This is a genomic window from Bacteroidales bacterium (assembly GCA_014860575.1).
Taxonomy (GTDB): Bacteria; Bacteroidota; Bacteroidia; order Bacteroidales; family JAAYJT01; genus JAAYJT01.
Genome location: JACZJK010000040.1, coordinates 20405 through 36316, shown reverse-complemented (window position 1 = coordinate 36316; position 15912 = coordinate 20405). Strand labels below are relative to the sequence as shown.

The following is a 15912-nucleotide window of genomic DNA, read 5'->3' as shown; positions in this document are numbered from 1 at the left end:
AAAGGTTTCATCTTAATTCCGGAAGGCTATGAAAAATTTATTTCTATTGATTTCTCTTTCAACCTGCTCTATTATTTTGAACGCCCAGTACCTCAATGTAAGAATGAGCGATTATGGAGGATTCAATGAACCAAGTATTTACATCAATCCAAAGAATACCTTGGAAATCATGGCCGGAACCAACCTCAACAATTATTTCTACTCGGAAGATGGCGGCCTCAGCTGGGAGCATGGCATCCTTACCGAACCTGATTATGGTGTATGGGGCGACCCGGTAATCATTGCCGATACACTTGGTGATTTCTATTTCTTTCATCTTTCGAACCCGGTTTCAGGAAACTGGATTGACCGCATCGTTTGCCAGAAATTCGATAAAATAGGCCGCACCTGGGGTGCCGGAACTTTTATGGGTCTGAATGGAGCCAAGGCCCAGGACAAGGAATGGGGCGTGGTTGATCGCACAAATAATAACATCTACGTTACCTGGACTCAGTTTGACGACTATGGCAGCAGCAACCCGCTTTGTGAAAGCAATATCATGTTCAGCAAGTCAACAGATACAGGACAAACATGGAGCCCCGCGTTTCGTATCAACGAAGTTGCAGGCAACTGCATTGATAGCGACGATACCACCGAAGGCGCTGTGCCCGCAGTAGGACCCAATGGCGAGATTTACGTTTCATGGTCAGGACCGGCAGGAATTGTATTCGACCGCTCTCTGGATCAGGGCGAAACCTGGCTTGAGGAAGACATTTTCGTTACAGCACAACCTGGTGGGTGGGATATTTCTATACCCGGAATCTTCCGGTCAAACGGGATGCCGATAACCAAATGCGACCTGAGTGGAGGGCCAAACCACGGAACAATTTATATCAATTACGCGGATCAAAGCAATGGTTCGGACGACACAGACGTTTGGCTCGTAAAATCAACCGATGGTGGCGAAACCTGGACTGAACCCAAACGCGTGAATGATGACCCCCCCGGAAAGCACCAGTTTTTTACCTGGATGGATGTTGACCAGGTTACCGGCCATCTGTATTTTGTTTTCTACGACCGCCGGAATTATGTGGATAACAAGACTGATGTGTACCTGGCTATTTCTCATGATGGTGGTGAAACTTTCGAAAACATCCTGATCAGCGAATCGCCGTTTTCCCCGACACCAAACGTATTTTTTGGAGACTACAATAACATTGCGGTCTACAATAACATGGTAAGGCCCGTCTGGACACGCATGGATAACAGCAATAACAGCATCTGGACGGCAATTGTTGATATCAATGTCGGCATACCGGAAAAGGAACTTCGTCCATTCAGTCTGGAACAAAATTATCCGAACCCCTTTCTTCAAACTACGACATTTTCTTATAAGCTTTCCGAGCCTGGCATCATTCAGCTTGCCGTATATGATCAGTTTGGAAGAAACTTAGCAACATTGGAACACAACACTTTTAAAGCAAGAGGTAGTTATCGTGTTACTTTCGATGCTTCAAAACATAAGCTTCCGCCAGGAGTTTATTACGTGAATCTAAAAAGTGATAAATTGACTCTGATCCGCAAGATGGTTGTGGCGGGGCTTTAACGAATACAGGATTTGAAGTAAAGTTCTGGCATTGATCCTAAAACTGGTTTATTCAGTGAATTTCTCTAAGACGCTAAGAAAGTTTAGAAGTTTAGAGTGTTGATAGTTTAGGAAGTTTAGAGAATTGAGTAGTTCATCTAAAATAAATCACATTCTGTCCGGCACATCAATACCTAATAATCTCATTGACTGTTTAATTATTTGCCCCGTAAAAATAGATAAGGCCAAACGGAATGTTGCCAGATCGGTGTTTTCTTCACGCAGAATTGGAAACTCATGATAAAATTGGTTGTACTCCCGTGCAAGTTCGTACACGTAATTTGCGATTGCTGCCGGGCTTAACTGATCGCCGGCTTCCTTCACTGCAATGGGGTATTCAAATAAAATACGCAACAAAGCTTTTTCCTTTTGGGGAAGTATTTCAGGAACGCCAACATGCCAGTTTAAGCTTTCAACATCCCAACCGGCATCAACGGCCTTACGATACACTGATTGTATCCTGGCATGTGTATATTGGATAAAAGGCCCGGTATTTCCGTTGAAATCTATTGAATCCTGGGGATTAAACAGCATTGTTTTGCGTGGATCAACTTTCAGGATAAAATATTTAAGGGCGCCAAGGCCAAGCATGTTAAACAATGTATCGAGTTCCGTTTCACTGAATCCTTCGGTTTTTCCAAGTTCTGTGGTAGTTTCCCGCGCTGTATTATACATTTCCTGCATCAGGTCGTCAGCATCAACCACCGTACCCTCGCGCGATTTCATTTTACCCTGAGGCAATTCAACCATGCCATACGATAAATGCAACATTTTCTCAGCCCAGGAATAACCCAGCAACACAAGAACTTTCTTCAGCACATCAAAATGATGGTTTTGCTCATTGCCCACCACGTAAATCATCTGCTGCGGATGATATTTCTCAAACCTTGCGCAGGCTGTGCCAAGATCTTGCGTCATGTAAACCGAGGTGCCGTCCGATCGCAACAATGCTTTTTCATCCAGGTTAAAAGCACTTAAATCTGCCCAAACCGATCCGTCATCCTTTACCCGAAGTTTTCCCTCTTCAACACCCTTGGCAACAATATCCTTTCCAAGAAGATACGTTTCAGATTCGTAATCTATTGTATCGAAATTAATGCCCAGACGATGGTAGGTTTGTGTAAAACCTTCATAAACCCAATTGTTCATTTTCTCCCAAAGTTCCCGAACCTCAGCTTCGCCATTTTCCCATTTTCGCAGCATTTCCCTGGCCTGTGCCATCAAGGTTGAACGCTGCTCCGCTTCATCAGATGAAAGTCCCTGATCCGTTAATTTAGCCAGTTCGGTTTTATAATGGCGGTCGAACAACACATAATATTTGCCTACCAGATGATCGCCCTTTAAGCGGGCGTTGGCAGGGGTTTCACCATTGCCCCATTGTTTCCAGGCCAGCATGGATTTGCAAATGTGAATTCCCCGGTCGTTTACAAGGTTCAGTTTAACAACTTTCTTACCATTCGCTTTTAAAATTTCAGCAATGGAATGGCCCAGCAAATTGTTGCGGATATGCCCTAGATGTAAAGGTTTGTTTGTATTTGGTGATGAGAACTCAATCAGTACAGGCTCTTTATCGGTTTGTTTTCCGAACCCAAATTTAGGATCTGAAATAGCGGTCATGAAAAATTCTAACCAGAAACTATCACACAAGGTCAGGTTCAAAAAGCCTTTAATAATATTGAACCCGCTAATTAATTCGTGATGGCTTTTCAACAGATTTTCTCCAATTTCCTGACCCAACTTCTCAGGAGATGTTTTAAGCAATTTTGAAGCGCCAAAAAGTACGATTGTAAAATCGCCTTCAAATTCCTTTTTAGTTTTCTGAACCTGCATGCTTTCAGCAGAAATCCTGCTTCCATAAATATCCTCGATTGCTTCGGTAGCGGCCTTGAGTAAAGTGTCGTATATCATAGTGATTGATTGTATCCGGCAAAATTACTCTTTTTACTACATGTAAAAATACAATTACAAAGCGTTTATAATCAACTTATTATGAAATTATTTTTCATCTGAAAATCAAGCGATTAACAAACTGTTAGTAAAATTTTCAAAAACAGGTACTTGTGCCGCACACTTAAAGAAGTATCTTTGCATGTCTCTCGAATCTGGAAAGCATATATAATTATCTGATATACTAATCTTTAATTAAACTTATCTATATGAAGAAGAAAGTAATCATCATCGGAGCTGCAGGAAGGGATTTTCACAATTTCAACATGTACTTCCGGGGTAACTCTGCCTACAAAGTGGTAGCCTTCACAGCTGCCCAGATTCCCGACATTGACGGGCGTAAATACCCTGCCGAACTGGCCGGAAAAGATCTTTATCCCGACGGTATTCCAATCTACGCCCAGGATGAACTTGTTGACCTGATTAAAAAACATAATATTGACGACTGTGTGTTTTCTTACAGCGATGTTTCCTACAATAAAGTAATGGGAATCAGCGCTATTGTAAACGCAGCCGGAGCCAATTTCGTTTTGCTGGGTCCTCGTGATACTTATGTAAAAAGCACCAAACCTGTAATTGCCGTTGGCGCAATCCGAACTGGGTGTGGCAAAAGCCAAACCTCGCGCCGTATCATCGAGATACTCATGGAGCAGGGTTTAAAAGTAGTTGCAGTTCGCCATCCTATGCCATACGGCGATTTGGTGAAACAAAAAGTGCAACGGTTCGCAACTGTTGAAGACTTAAAACTGCACGAATGCACCATTGAAGAAATGGAAGAGTATGAACCACATGTGGTTCGCGGTAACGTTATTTATGCAGGTGTTGATTATGAAGCAATACTGCGTGCCGCCGAAAAGGATCCGGATGGTTGTGATGTTGTGCTTTGGGACGGCGGAAATAACGATTTTCCATTCTACAAACCCGACCTGATGGTTACAGTTACCGATCCACATCGCGCAGGCCACGAGCTAAGTTATTATCCGGGCGAGGTTGTATTAAGAATCGCCGATGTTGTGGTTATAAATAAGATTGATACTTCAGCCCCAGAAGACATTCAGACGGTTCGCCAGAGTATTGCAAGTGTTAATCCCAATGCAATTGTAATTGACGGCGCTTCACCTATCATGGTTGACGATACCTCTTTGATCCGCGGCAAACGTGTACTCGTTGTAGAAGACGGCCCAACGCTCACGCACGGCGAAATGAAAATAGGCGCCGGTATTGTGGCAGCACAGAAATTTGGCGCAGCAGAGATTGTTGATCCACGCCCTTACGTTGTTGGCCGGTTGGCTGATACTTTCAAAACTTATCCAAACATTGGTTCGCTTCTGCCAGCCATGGGATATGGAGAACAACAAACCAGGGATCTCGAAGCAACTATCGCCAATACAGAATGTGATTCAGTGATCATCGGTACTCCGATTGATCTTAACCGCATCATCAAGATTGACAAACCTAACACACGTGTTTATTACGATTTGCAGGAAATCGGCAAACCCGATCTGAAAGAAGTCCTTGCAGATTTTGTTAATAAACACAATTTGAAATAATTAAAAAAAGCGGCTCATTCGGGCCGCTTTTTTTATCAAGAAATATTAACAATACCCTCCCATTTTGACAGGAGTCTATACTTTTAAAACCGGATTATGTCAGCTATAATCCAATGAATATCAACAAATAATTTACAAGATGAAAAAAAGGAGTTTAGTTTCAATCAATGATTTCAGCAAAGAAGAGAGCATCCGGATACTGGATCGGGCGATGGAGTTCGAGAAAAATCCCACGCAGAAAATTCTCGAAAATTTTGTAGTGGCCACACTGTTTTTCGAACCTTCAACACGCACCAGGCTAAGCTTTGAAAGTGCAGTGAACCGTCTCGGCGGCAAGGTGATCGGATTTACTGACTCAGCTTCATCGAGTGTTCAGAAAGGTGAATCCTTAAAAGACACCATAAAAACGGTATGCAACTACAGCGATCTGATTGTAATGCGCCATCCGCGCGAAGGCAGCGCACGCTTTGCATCTGAAGTCGCATCGGTGCCCATTATCAACGCCGGCGATGGTGCGAACCAGCATCCAACGCAATGCCTGTTGGATCTTTATTCAATCAGAAAAACACAGGGGCATCTTGATAACCTCCACGTAGCTTTTGTTGGCGATCTGAAATATGGCCGAACCGTGCACTCCCTTGTTATTGCATTGTGCAATTTCAATACAACCTTTCATCTTGTTTCCCCGCAGGAGTTGAAACTGCCAAGCTCAGTGAAAATGCATATAAAAGAAAAGCAGCTCAACTATCATCAATACACTGATTTGAGCGAAGCTGTTCCCCATGCTGACATCATTTACATGACCCGCATACAGAAAGAAAGATTTTCTGATCCCATTGAATACGAAAAAGTGAAAAACTCCTATGTCCTCTCGAGCAAGATGCTGGTAACAGCCAGGGAAAATATGAAAGTGCTGCATCCTTTGCCTCGCGTAAACGAAATTAGCGAAGATGTTGATGATATGCCACAAGCATATTATTTTGAGCAGGCCCTCAATGGAGTTTATGTCCGCCAGGCGTTGCTTGCAAGTATTCTGGGAGTATAACTTTGGTTTAAAACAAAAAAAAGGCATTTAAAATGAATAAGGATCAAAGAAAAGAACTGAAAGTGTCAGCCATTGAAAATGGCACCGTGATTGACCACATACCCGCTCACAACCTTTTCCAGGTGGTTCGCATCCTGAACCTCGAAAAATATGAGAGCCAGATACTGATTGGTATGAACCTCGACAGTCAGAAATATGGTCAGAAGGGTATACTGAAACTAAGCAACAAATTCTTCAAAAGTGATGAAATTAACAAAATTGCACTGGTAGCGCCAACAGCAACAATGATTGTTATCAGGGACTTTCAGATCGTTGAAAAACGCAATGTTGAAATACCGGATGAAGTTGTAAAGATTGTTAAATGTTTTAATCCAAACTGCATCACCAATCACGAGAAGATAATTACCCGCTTCAATGTGATTGACAAGGCCGATCTTCGCCTGCAATGTCATTACTGTGAAAAAATCACGGCAAAAGACAATGTGACTTTTCTGTAGTCAACCATTAAAAACAAATTCTGATTATTCCCGTTTAAAACCAAAAGCGGGTTGAAGTGAGCAGCTACATAAAAAAACTGATTGAACGCGGCGAAGGCCAACATCTTGATTTTAAGTTTGAAATCAGCGATTCCCGTAAGATTGCGCGTTCACTCGTTGCCTTTACAAACAGCGAAGGCGGTACATTGCTGATAGGCGTGAAAGATAATGGTGTGGTTGCTGGTGTGCGTTCAGAAGAAGAATACTATATGGTTGATGCCGCTGCAAACCTGTACTGCAGGCCTTCCATCAGTTTCCAAACGCATGAATGGACTGTAGAAGGCAGAAAAGTGCTGGAAATCACCATCTTGCCCGATTCTGAAACACTTCATTATGCACCCGACAAAGATGGTAACTGGAAAGTCTACATCAGGGTTGATGATCATAATTTGCTGGCCAACAGCATCTACCTGCAGGCACGTCGAAGAAAAAAGGCAATAAAAGGTGTTTTCCTGGCTTACACAGAAAAAGAAAAAACCCTGCTGCATTACCTGGATGAAAATTTCAGTGTGACCCTGTCAAAGTTTTGTCGTATGGCGAACCTCAGCAAATACAAGGCTGAGAAAACCCTGGCAAACCTGATTGCCCTTGATATTGTTGAGCAAATTCTCACCGAAAACGGCTGTTATTATAAGCTCAGGGATCCAAACCTGGAATTTCCGTTGAATGAGAAGTATCCGCAAGGATTTAAGAAATGGTAAAAAACATTATGCCTAAGGCATTGTTATTTAAGCAAAGAAATTCACATCCGTCCAGACATCATTTTACATTCAAGATCAACCATTAGCCACTATGCTCGTTATTCTTTCTCCCTCAAAGACACTTGATTTCAATCGCATCAGGAATGATGTTTCGTCAACTCTACCACTCTATCTTGAGGAAGCTTCACTTGTAGCCGCTGAGCTAAGGCGGTATAATCCTAAACAACTCGCCAGGTTTCTGAATGTTAGTCCAAAATTGGCTGATTTGAATGCGAACCGCTATTCTGTATGGAACACAGATGCACATAGTACTGAAGGGAAACCGGCTGTACTCTCTTACAAAGGAGATGTTTACCAGGGCTTGCAGGCTGAAAACTTTTCAGACTCCGAGCTGGAATTTGCGCAAAAGCACCTGAGGATAATTTCAGGCCTTTATGGGGTTTTACGTCCGCTCGATCGCATATTGCCCTATCGCATTGAGATGGCCACGCCGTTAAAAGTTGGCAAGTCGAAAAATCTGTATGCATTCTGGACCAGCAAGGTGACTGCACATCTTGAGCATGTGATTAACGAAACCAATGCAAAAACATTAGTGAATCTTGCCTCTGAAGAATACTCCAAAGTAGTTGATAGCAAAGAATCAGAGGTTCAGATTATAACCCCGGTTTTTAAGGATTTCAAAAACGGACAGTATAAGGTTATTTCGTTTTTTGCGAAAAAAGCCCGGGGATTGATGAGTGGGTACATCATCAGGAATGGCATAACAAACCCAGAGAAATTAAAGCTTTTCAGTGATGACGGATATTATTTTAATGACGGTTTAACAAAAGGCAACACATGGGTATTTACCCGCAATTGAAATGTCCTTAAAATACAAACTTGTCCCATTATGAAACCAATAGCTTTACCTAGAAATTTATGATCAATTGAAATACAGCCCCTTAATCAGGTGGCACAATCTTTGAAAACCTAAAATGAATATGTACTTAAAAAACACCAGTTATGCAAGATAATACAACATACAGATCTTACGACTGGGGCAATAAGGTAATTCTGATTGCTGAAGATCAAAAGATAAACTTTGTTTTACTCAAAGCCATTTTTGAGAGGACAAAAGCTACTGTAATCTGGGCTCAGGATGGTGAGGCTGCTGTTGAAAGTTTTCTTAACACCGATCATATTGACCTGGTAATAATGGATTATATGATGCCCAAATTAAATGGTGTTGAGGCAACCCGGCTTATCAAGGAACAGCGCCAGAGTATTCCCGTGATATTCCACTCAGCAAATCCTCTGGAAGAAGACGAAGATATAGAAATGATGTCCTACGATGATATTGCCTATTTCCAAAAACCTGTTAATGCGGCACAACTGCTGAACAAGGTTGAAGATCTGTTAAAAGCATAACCCAAGACATACTATTTCGGGACGGATTCAATAAAGTAAAAACCCTGCACCTTACAATGCAGGGTTTTTTGATTTTAAAGTGCATTTTAGATTCTATTTTGATCTTGAACCAAATCTTAATTCAATGCTGTAACACATTGATAATGAATTTTTTAGCGGAGAGACAGGGATTCGAACCCTGGGTCCACCTACGCGGACAACGGTTTTCGAGACCGCCCCATTCGACCGCTCTGGCATCTCTCCGAATAAAAAAGGACTGCAAAAGTAAGAACTATTTTAGCAGTTGCAATATTTCCTGCTCCTGACTCAATTATAAAATCACTTCCCTGCATCGAAAGCGGAGTGTTTAAGAAAATAAAACAACGTGATACTGCTTATCACGCCGAAAAATATACCTGCTATCATAAAAGCAGTTTGAAGGCTATATACATCGGTAAGCCAACCAAAAAAAGGTCCAACTATAGCAAAAATCAACCTGATGATAAAATTTCTCAACGACATTACTGTTGCCCTGACTTCTGATTCTGTATGCTGATTGATATAATTACGTAGGGTTGGTGTTGCCAGTCCGCGAAAAATATAAAAAACAAGGAGAATGATAAAGCCAGGTATAAATGGAACAACAGATATTGCTATAAAACCTGATGCCAGCATGATCACCATGAGTGTAACCATGGATTTTGAACCGACTTTTAGTTCAACCCGCCAGGCATGATAAGCCCCTATGCCGGCAGCAACGTTTAAAACAGCCCAGCCAACCCCAAACCATGCCACTGCCATCCCACTCATAATAAAGTACGGCTGAACGAACCAGGCCATAGTCAGGGTGCTGGCACCAATAGCCGCCGACAGCAGTATTGTCCATTTCAACTTTTTGTTGATATGAAGGGAATCTTTAATAATTTTCGGAATCTGCATGAACCCGGTTTGCAATCGTTGTGAAACTACTTCCGGTTCCCGAAGTATTAGTGCCGCTGGAATCGCTAAAGCGGCTACAAATGTTTGAACGTAAAAAGGGGTTCGCAAAGAAACAACGGCAATCAATCCTCCTATGATTCCGGCAAGTGCTTCTGCAAAATTCCCGGCCGATGAAATCTTGCCTTCTATCCGGGTGTATTTATCAGATTGATTACCCGCTTTGAGTGTGTCGTAAAGCATCGCGGAGTCTGCACCCGAAACCAGGCTCAGGCTTATGCCAAGGGCAATTTCTGCCACCACAAACTCAAAGAATCCAAAAGAGAAGCTGTAAATCAGGAAGCCGGCAACACCCAATACTGATCCAATAAGAATACTTGTGCGCCGGCCAAGTTTATCTGCAAGATAACCCGTTGGGATCTCAAAAAACATTAAGGTGAATGAATAAATGGCTTTCAGGGTAAAAATATCCTGCATGCTCATGTCGTTCGATTGATAGAACAATACGATAACAGGCATGACAAAATTCATCCATTTGGCGATCTTAATAAAGTATAAGGCCGCCAGGTTCCTTGTAACAGAAAAGTGAGTTGCAGGCTTCACAAAATCAGGAAATAATTATAACAAACAAAGGCTGTTTCCGTGTTAGAAACAGCCTTTACCTTTGTACTTGCGGAGAGAGAGGGATTCGAACCCCCGGAGGTATTACCCTCAACGGTTTTCAAGACCGCCGCAATCGACCGCTCTGCCATCTCTCCGCTGCAAAATTAAAAAATTATGTTGATTCCGAAACCTCCGGCAATAATATTCGTGTTCAAATAACAAATCATCGGCAAGAGAAATTGATTTTCTTTTTAAAAATCAGTACTTTTGTGGGTAATAACCACCAACCCATTTTCATTTTAATAAGCTGTATGGCAATAAAAAAGATGATTCTGGGTTCGTAAAACCAAGCAACAATGAAAACTCCATTAAAATTAAATCTGCTGCTGTTGGCCATCATTATCAGCAAGCTTTTGGTTGCCGACAATCCCAGGGTGTATTTTGCCTATAGTACATTTCTGTCGCCTATTGATGGGCCGTATATTGAAACATATCTGCAAGTTGATGCCAGCAGCCTTAACTTTGTAGGAACCGCAAATGACGAATACCAGGCTACCCTTGAGGTTCTTCTTGTTCTAAAACAGGACGAACAAATTAAGGATTTCAAAAAATATGAATTAAAAAGCCCGGTTATCAATGAACTTACCGAAACTGGATTTAGCTTTATTGACCAGCAACGGTTCTTACTTCCCAGCGGAGAGTATGTACTTGATATTTCCCTTTCTGATCCTACCAAAGCACTTGAGCCGCTCAATCATTCTGAGCTAATAGCTATTAATTTTAATCAAGCAGAATTATTTGTGTCATCGGTTCAGCTTGCTGAACGTATTGAACAGACCAATGAGCCTGGCCCGCTGACTAAAAGCGGCTTTAACATTTATCCTTATGTTGACTTCTTTTATCCTTCTCACATGAAAAACATTTCGTTTTATTCGGAAGTTTACAATGCTTCCAATGCACTTGGCGAAGGTGAAGAATTTTTGATTGTCAGCTCTATTGAAACTTTTGAAAGCAGACGGGTACTGTCTGATTATAATCGTTTCAAGCGGGAGAGTGCCAAGCCGGTGAATGTTTTTCTAAATAGTTTTGATATATCTAAACTTCCTTCCGGGAATTACTTCCTTGTAGTAAGTGTAAAGGATCGGCACAATGAAACCCTTGCATCTAACCGTGTGTTCTTTCAGCGCAGCAACCCCGAACTGGAGATAAGGCCAGAGGATTTTGAACACGTTGATGTTACCAATTCTTTTGCCGAGCAAATAGTTGATGTTGACAGTCTTGCATATTTTATAAAAGCACTGTCACCAATATCAGATTTTTCTGAGCGTCAATTTGCCTACAATCTAGCAACTTCAGGCAACTTAAGAAACATGCAGCAGTATTTTTATAACTTCTGGCTGCAACGTGATCAATCATCACCTGAAGAATCCTGGAAGAATTATTATATAGAAATGTGCCGCGCCGATGCCAACTTTAAAACAATGGTGCAAAGAGGTTATGAAACCGACAGGGGCAGAGTATATTTACAATACGGCCCACCCAACTCCATTAACAGCAGTTATGATGAACCGGCAAGCTATCCTTACGAAATCTGGCATTATTATGTTATCAATGGTCAACGCAACAAGCGTTTTGTGTTTTACACCCATGATATTGCAACTAATAACTTTGAACTTCTCCATTCGGAAATGATTGGTGAGCTTAGCAACCCCAGGTGGATGTCGAAGATCAATTCCCGCAATGAAGGATGGGGCGTTGATTATGAAGATACATCAAGGTCTCGAAACCGCGTTTGGGGAAGTAAAATTGAGGATTATTACAATGAACCCAGGTAGTAACGCTTCCTATGGTTCTGTCACCTCAGTTTCATTCACTCTTAGTTCGAACCAAACATCACCGGCCTGTAAATCAGCATTTAGAGCTTAACACGATTTTTTAACTTCATCCGGCTATGGCTTCCTCGCCTGCCCTTGAAAACCAGTGTTATTTTTATTAAATATATTTGCATTTGCATATATTGCATTTAAGAATTGCCGGTGTGTGGAAAGCCGGCTGTTTTAACACAGCGTATTTTAAAACAACTTCAATGGTATGCTAGAAAATAATAATCCTTTATGGTATAAAGATGCTGTAATTTACCAGTTACATGTGCGATCTTTTTACGACAGCAATAGTGATGGAATTGGTGATTTCAAAGGCTTAATTCAAAAACTTGATTATGTTCAGAACCTTGGCGTGAATACATTGTGGCTGCTTCCGTTTTATCCATCACCACTAAAAGATGGTGGGTATGATATTGCTGATTTTAATGGCGTTCATCCATCCTACGGCACACTGGCCGACTTTAAACGTTTTGTAAAAGAAGCTCATCGGCGCGGCTTGCGGATCATTACGGAACTGGTGCTTAATCATACATCAACCGAACACAAATGGTTTCAGCGTGCCCGGAAATCAAAACCGGGAAGCACTTACCGCGACTTTTACGTATGGAGCGATACGCCTGAAAAGTACCAGGATGCCCGTATTATTTTCCAGGATTTTGAGGTCTCAAACTGGACTTATGATCATGAAGCCAAGGCCTACTACTGGCACAGGTTCTACTCCCACCAGCCGGATCTTAATTTTGAAAACCCTAAAGTCAAAAAAGAGATATTAAAAGCGCTTGATTTCTGGTTTCAAATAGGGGTAGATGGATTCCGGCTCGATGCGGTACCTTATCTATTTGAGGCCGAAGGCACAAACTGTGAAAATCTACCCGAAACACATAAATACCTGAAAGAACTGCGCAAGTATGTTGACGATAATTACCAGGATAAATTGTTGCTGGCCGAAGCTAACCAATGGCCCAACGATGCATCAGATTATTTTGGCAGCGGCGATGAATGCCATATGGCTTTCCACTTTCCACTAATGCCAAGGATGTACATGGCCCTGCGCATGGAAGACCGCTTTCCTATTGTTGACATCATAGAACAAACTCCGCAGATACCTGACAATTGCCAGTGGGCTATCTTTCTACGCAATCATGATGAGTTAACCCTTGAAATGGTTTCAGACGAGGAAAGAGATTATATGTATAAATCTTTTGCTGATGATCCGCGAAAACGGGTGAATGTCGGAATCCGCCGTCGGCTCTTTCCGCTTTTTGGTGGCGATCTCAGAACTATTGAATTGCTGAACTTCCTCCTTTTGTCAATGCCCGGCACACCTATAATTTATTACGGAGATGAAATAGGCATGGGCGATAATTATTACCTTGGCGACAGGGATGGTGTAAGAACACCCATGCAATGGAGCCCCGATAAAAATGCAGGCTTTTCTTCAACTGACCCTCAAAAATTATTCTTACCTGTTATCATTGACAACAATTACCATTACACCTCAGTAAATGTTGAAAATCAGGAGCGGAATCCTTCTTCTTTCCTATGGTGGCAACGCAGGGTTATTGCCAAACGTAATAAGTACAAAGCATTTGGCCGGGGTAGTTTAAAATTTATAAATACCAGCAATCCTAAGGTACTTGCCTTTGTAAGGGAATATAAAGACGAAACCATATTGATTGTGGTAAATCTTTCACGTTATTCACAACATGTGGAAATTGACCTACAGGATTATGCCGGTTCGGTTCCCATGGAAATATTCAGCCGAAACGATTTCCGGGTTATTTCCGATCAACCCTGGGAGTTTTCAATGCAGTTTAAAAACTATTTCTGGTTTCTGCTTCGGAGGCAGGAAAAAGAAACAGAAGTTGAGGGATTGGATCAGGAACCATTAAAAATCACCAATCATCAATGGGCTAAGATGGCTTCACCTATGCAGCGAACCATTAGGGAGCTTTTATATGATTATATAATTAAAAGCCGGTGGTTCAAAGGAAATGTGCGCAAGCTCAGGGAAATCAATATAATTGCTGTGATTGCACTTCCACATAAGGAGTGTAATTCATATTTGTTTATTGTGAAAATGGATTTGATTGAAGCCAGTGAAGATATCTTCCTCATGCCAGTTTCAATTGCCTTAAATAACAAAGCTATCGAAATTAGAACCAGCTACCCTGAATCGGTTATCAAAAATATTCTGATTGATGGTGAGGCGGGCATTTTATATGATGGGGTACATGATAATATTTTACAGGAAGAACTTTTCGGCATTATCAGAAGGCGCACCAAAGTGAAAGGCGTGTTTGGCGAGATTGAAGGTTCATCAGGCGGCAGGTTGCGGCTACTGGGAGAAACATATTTAAAACCCCATGTAATTGTTTCAAAACACACTAACACATCAGTTAGCTTTGGCGACAAATACTTTTTTAAGATTTATCGCAATCCGCAGCAAGGTGAAAATCCCGATGTTGAAATTATAAAAAATCTCAGCCGGTATTCGGGTTTTGATAATATTCCGCTGTATGCAGGTCGGCTTGATTATAACAAACCAGGGTTCGAAAACACCTCACTGGCTATACTTGTTGATTTGATTCCCAATGTTGGAGACGCCTGGAAGATGACCCAAACAGCTATTGAATCATTCTTTGACAGGGTTCTGACCCAAAAGTTTGAGGTCGGCAAGCAAGCCGCTCAACAGCTAAATGTTGAAGAATTTATAGAGCCTTTCTTCCTCGAAATGATCGCCCTGCTGGGTCGTCGGACGGCTGAGATGCATCTGGCACTAGCTTCACTGAAGGCTGTAAAAGGGTTCGAACCCGAAGACTTTTCGCTTTTGTATCAAAAATCTTTAAATCAATCTTTAAGAACCTTTATTAAAAGGGCATTTTCTGTTATCAATGAAAAACAAAAGGAACCAGGCGTTGGAGATAAAGCCAAAATACAGGATATTCTTGATAGCCAGTCTGATTTCTTTTCATTTTTGCACACTACCCTGGAAGCTGAAAAGCTTAATACGCGTAAAATAAGGATTCATGGAAGTTATAAGCTCGATAAGTTATTATTTACCGGAAAAGACTTTATAGTTACTGATTTTGAAGGAGATAAAAACGAAGCATTTAGTATTCGCAAACTGAAGCATTGTCCCTTAAAGGACGTGGCATCAATGCTCAATTCATTTCATTTATCCATCTATATGGGATATCTCAAACGTCGTGAATTTGTTCCTGTAAACGAGAATTATTTGCAACCAATGATGGACAATTGGTACGAGAAAATATCTTCCTTGTTTATTCAATCCTACATTGATGCTATGGCAAACTCCGGATTGATCCCGAAAAACATCAATCATACAAACGATCTGATTAATCTTTTTATGCTGGAAAAATCAATCCAGGAATTAAGACATTTTTCCGAAAATCAACCTGAACTTGTGGCTATTCCAGTAAATGCACTGCAAAGGATCAGAAACAGAATCAAGCTGAAAAGCTGACTTTTTTTTGACGCTTCTAAGAGTTTGGTTGCAAATCTATGATGTAGACTTTTTAAAGTCAGCATTTATACTCGACATGTAGTTACCACTGCAACAACAGTGATGGCTTTCAGTAACTTCAAGTCACTTCGGCTTGATTGTTGCCCTGAAATTCGTTAAATTTGCAAGAATCACATTCATCGCATGTATAATGGATTGATGTTGTGATAATTAA

Annotated in this window: 11 protein-coding genes and 2 tRNA genes; 9 read left to right on the top strand and 4 right to left on the bottom strand. The window is 41.4% G+C overall.

Annotated elements, in window-relative coordinates; translation table 11 throughout:
* Positions 1-28: 28 nt before the first annotated feature.
* On the top strand, positions 29-1585 hold the full coding sequence (locus tag IH597_10850) for a T9SS type A sorting domain-containing protein (protein MBE0662950.1): 1557 nt from the start codon (positions 29-31) through the stop codon (positions 1583-1585).
* Positions 1586-1732: 147 nt separating this feature from the next.
* On the opposite strand, the gene IH597_10845 is transcribed toward IH597_10850, so the two are convergent.
* Positions 1733-3532, bottom strand: a complete 1800-nt coding sequence (locus tag IH597_10845) for an arginine--tRNA ligase (GenBank protein MBE0662949.1) — start codon at positions 3530-3532, stop codon at positions 1733-1735.
* 248 nt (positions 3533-3780) lie between these two features.
* Between IH597_10845 and IH597_10840 the strand changes: the two genes are divergently transcribed.
* The 6 genes from IH597_10840 (at position 3781) to IH597_10815 (ending at position 8810) form a co-directional block, all read left to right on the top strand.
* Complete coding sequence (locus IH597_10840) at positions 3781-5121, top strand: GTPase (GenBank protein MBE0662948.1); 1341 nt, start codon at positions 3781-3783, stop codon at positions 5119-5121.
* A gap of 139 nt (positions 5122-5260) precedes the next feature.
* Positions 5261-6166 (top strand): aspartate carbamoyltransferase, encoded by a 906-nt coding sequence (gene pyrB / locus IH597_10835; protein MBE0662947.1) that lies wholly within the window; start codon positions 5261-5263, stop codon positions 6164-6166.
* A gap of 32 nt (positions 6167-6198) precedes the next feature.
* The gene (locus IH597_10830; GenBank protein MBE0662946.1) at positions 6199-6663 is read left to right on the top strand and encodes an aspartate carbamoyltransferase regulatory subunit; all 465 of its coding nucleotides are present in this window, start codon (positions 6199-6201) and stop codon (positions 6661-6663) included.
* A gap of 68 nt (positions 6664-6731) precedes the next feature.
* Positions 6732-7403: a putative DNA binding domain-containing protein gene (locus tag IH597_10825; protein ID MBE0662945.1), complete on the top strand. Its 672-nt coding sequence runs from the start codon at positions 6732-6734 to the stop codon at positions 7401-7403.
* A gap of 91 nt (positions 7404-7494) precedes the next feature.
* Positions 7495-8262: a peroxide stress protein YaaA gene (gene yaaA / locus IH597_10820; GenBank protein MBE0662944.1), complete on the top strand. Its 768-nt coding sequence runs from the start codon at positions 7495-7497 to the stop codon at positions 8260-8262.
* 143 nt (positions 8263-8405) lie between these two features.
* The gene (locus IH597_10815; GenBank protein ID MBE0662943.1) at positions 8406-8810 is read left to right on the top strand and encodes a response regulator; all 405 of its coding nucleotides are present in this window, start codon (positions 8406-8408) and stop codon (positions 8808-8810) included.
* A gap of 156 nt (positions 8811-8966) precedes the next feature.
* On the opposite strand, the gene IH597_10810 is transcribed toward IH597_10815, so the two are convergent.
* From IH597_10810 to IH597_10800, 3 genes are all read right to left on the bottom strand, one after another.
* Positions 8967-9053: transfer RNA gene (locus IH597_10810), tRNA-Ser, on the bottom strand.
* Positions 9054-9128: 75 nt separating this feature from the next.
* Entirely contained in the window at positions 9129-10244 is a 1116-nt protein-coding gene (locus IH597_10805; protein MBE0662942.1) for an MFS transporter, read from the bottom strand.
* Positions 10245-10398: 154 nt separating this feature from the next.
* Positions 10399-10483 (bottom strand) — tRNA-Ser (locus tag IH597_10800).
* 201 nt (positions 10484-10684) lie between these two features.
* On the opposite strand from IH597_10800, the gene IH597_10795 reads away from it, so the two are divergent.
* Both IH597_10795 and treS read left to right on the top strand, forming a co-directional pair.
* On the top strand, positions 10685-12163 hold the full coding sequence (locus IH597_10795; GenBank protein MBE0662941.1) for a GWxTD domain-containing protein: 1479 nt from the start codon (positions 10685-10687) through the stop codon (positions 12161-12163).
* A gap of 256 nt (positions 12164-12419) precedes the next feature.
* The gene (gene treS / locus IH597_10790; protein MBE0662940.1) at positions 12420-15698 is read left to right on the top strand and encodes a maltose alpha-D-glucosyltransferase; all 3279 of its coding nucleotides are present in this window, start codon (positions 12420-12422) and stop codon (positions 15696-15698) included.
* The last annotated feature ends 214 nt before the right edge of the window (positions 15699-15912 follow it).

What these genes read in the sequence shown, in the direction of transcription:
- IH597_10850 (MBE0662950.1), top strand. Translation starts at nt 29, where the DNA reads ATGAAAAATTTATTTCTATTGATTTCTCTTTCAACCTGCTCTATTATT.
- IH597_10845 (MBE0662949.1), bottom strand. Translation starts at nt 3,532, where the DNA reads ATGATATACGACACTTTACTCAAGGCCGCTACCGAAGCAATCGAGGAT.
- IH597_10840 (MBE0662948.1), top strand. Translation starts at nt 3,781, where the DNA reads ATGAAGAAGAAAGTAATCATCATCGGAGCTGCAGGAAGGGATTTTCAC.
- pyrB (MBE0662947.1), top strand. Translation starts at nt 5,261, where the DNA reads ATGAAAAAAAGGAGTTTAGTTTCAATCAATGATTTCAGCAAAGAAGAG.
- IH597_10830 (MBE0662946.1), top strand. Translation starts at nt 6,199, where the DNA reads ATGAATAAGGATCAAAGAAAAGAACTGAAAGTGTCAGCCATTGAAAAT.
- yaaA (MBE0662944.1), top strand. Translation starts at nt 7,495, where the DNA reads ATGCTCGTTATTCTTTCTCCCTCAAAGACACTTGATTTCAATCGCATC.
- IH597_10815 (MBE0662943.1), top strand. Translation starts at nt 8,406, where the DNA reads ATGCAAGATAATACAACATACAGATCTTACGACTGGGGCAATAAGGTA.
- IH597_10805 (MBE0662942.1), bottom strand. Translation starts at nt 10,244, where the DNA reads ATGCCTGTTATCGTATTGTTCTATCAATCGAACGACATGAGCATGCAG.
- IH597_10795 (MBE0662941.1), top strand. Translation starts at nt 10,685, where the DNA reads ATGAAAACTCCATTAAAATTAAATCTGCTGCTGTTGGCCATCATTATC.
- treS (MBE0662940.1), top strand. Translation starts at nt 12,420, where the DNA reads ATGCTAGAAAATAATAATCCTTTATGGTATAAAGATGCTGTAATTTAC.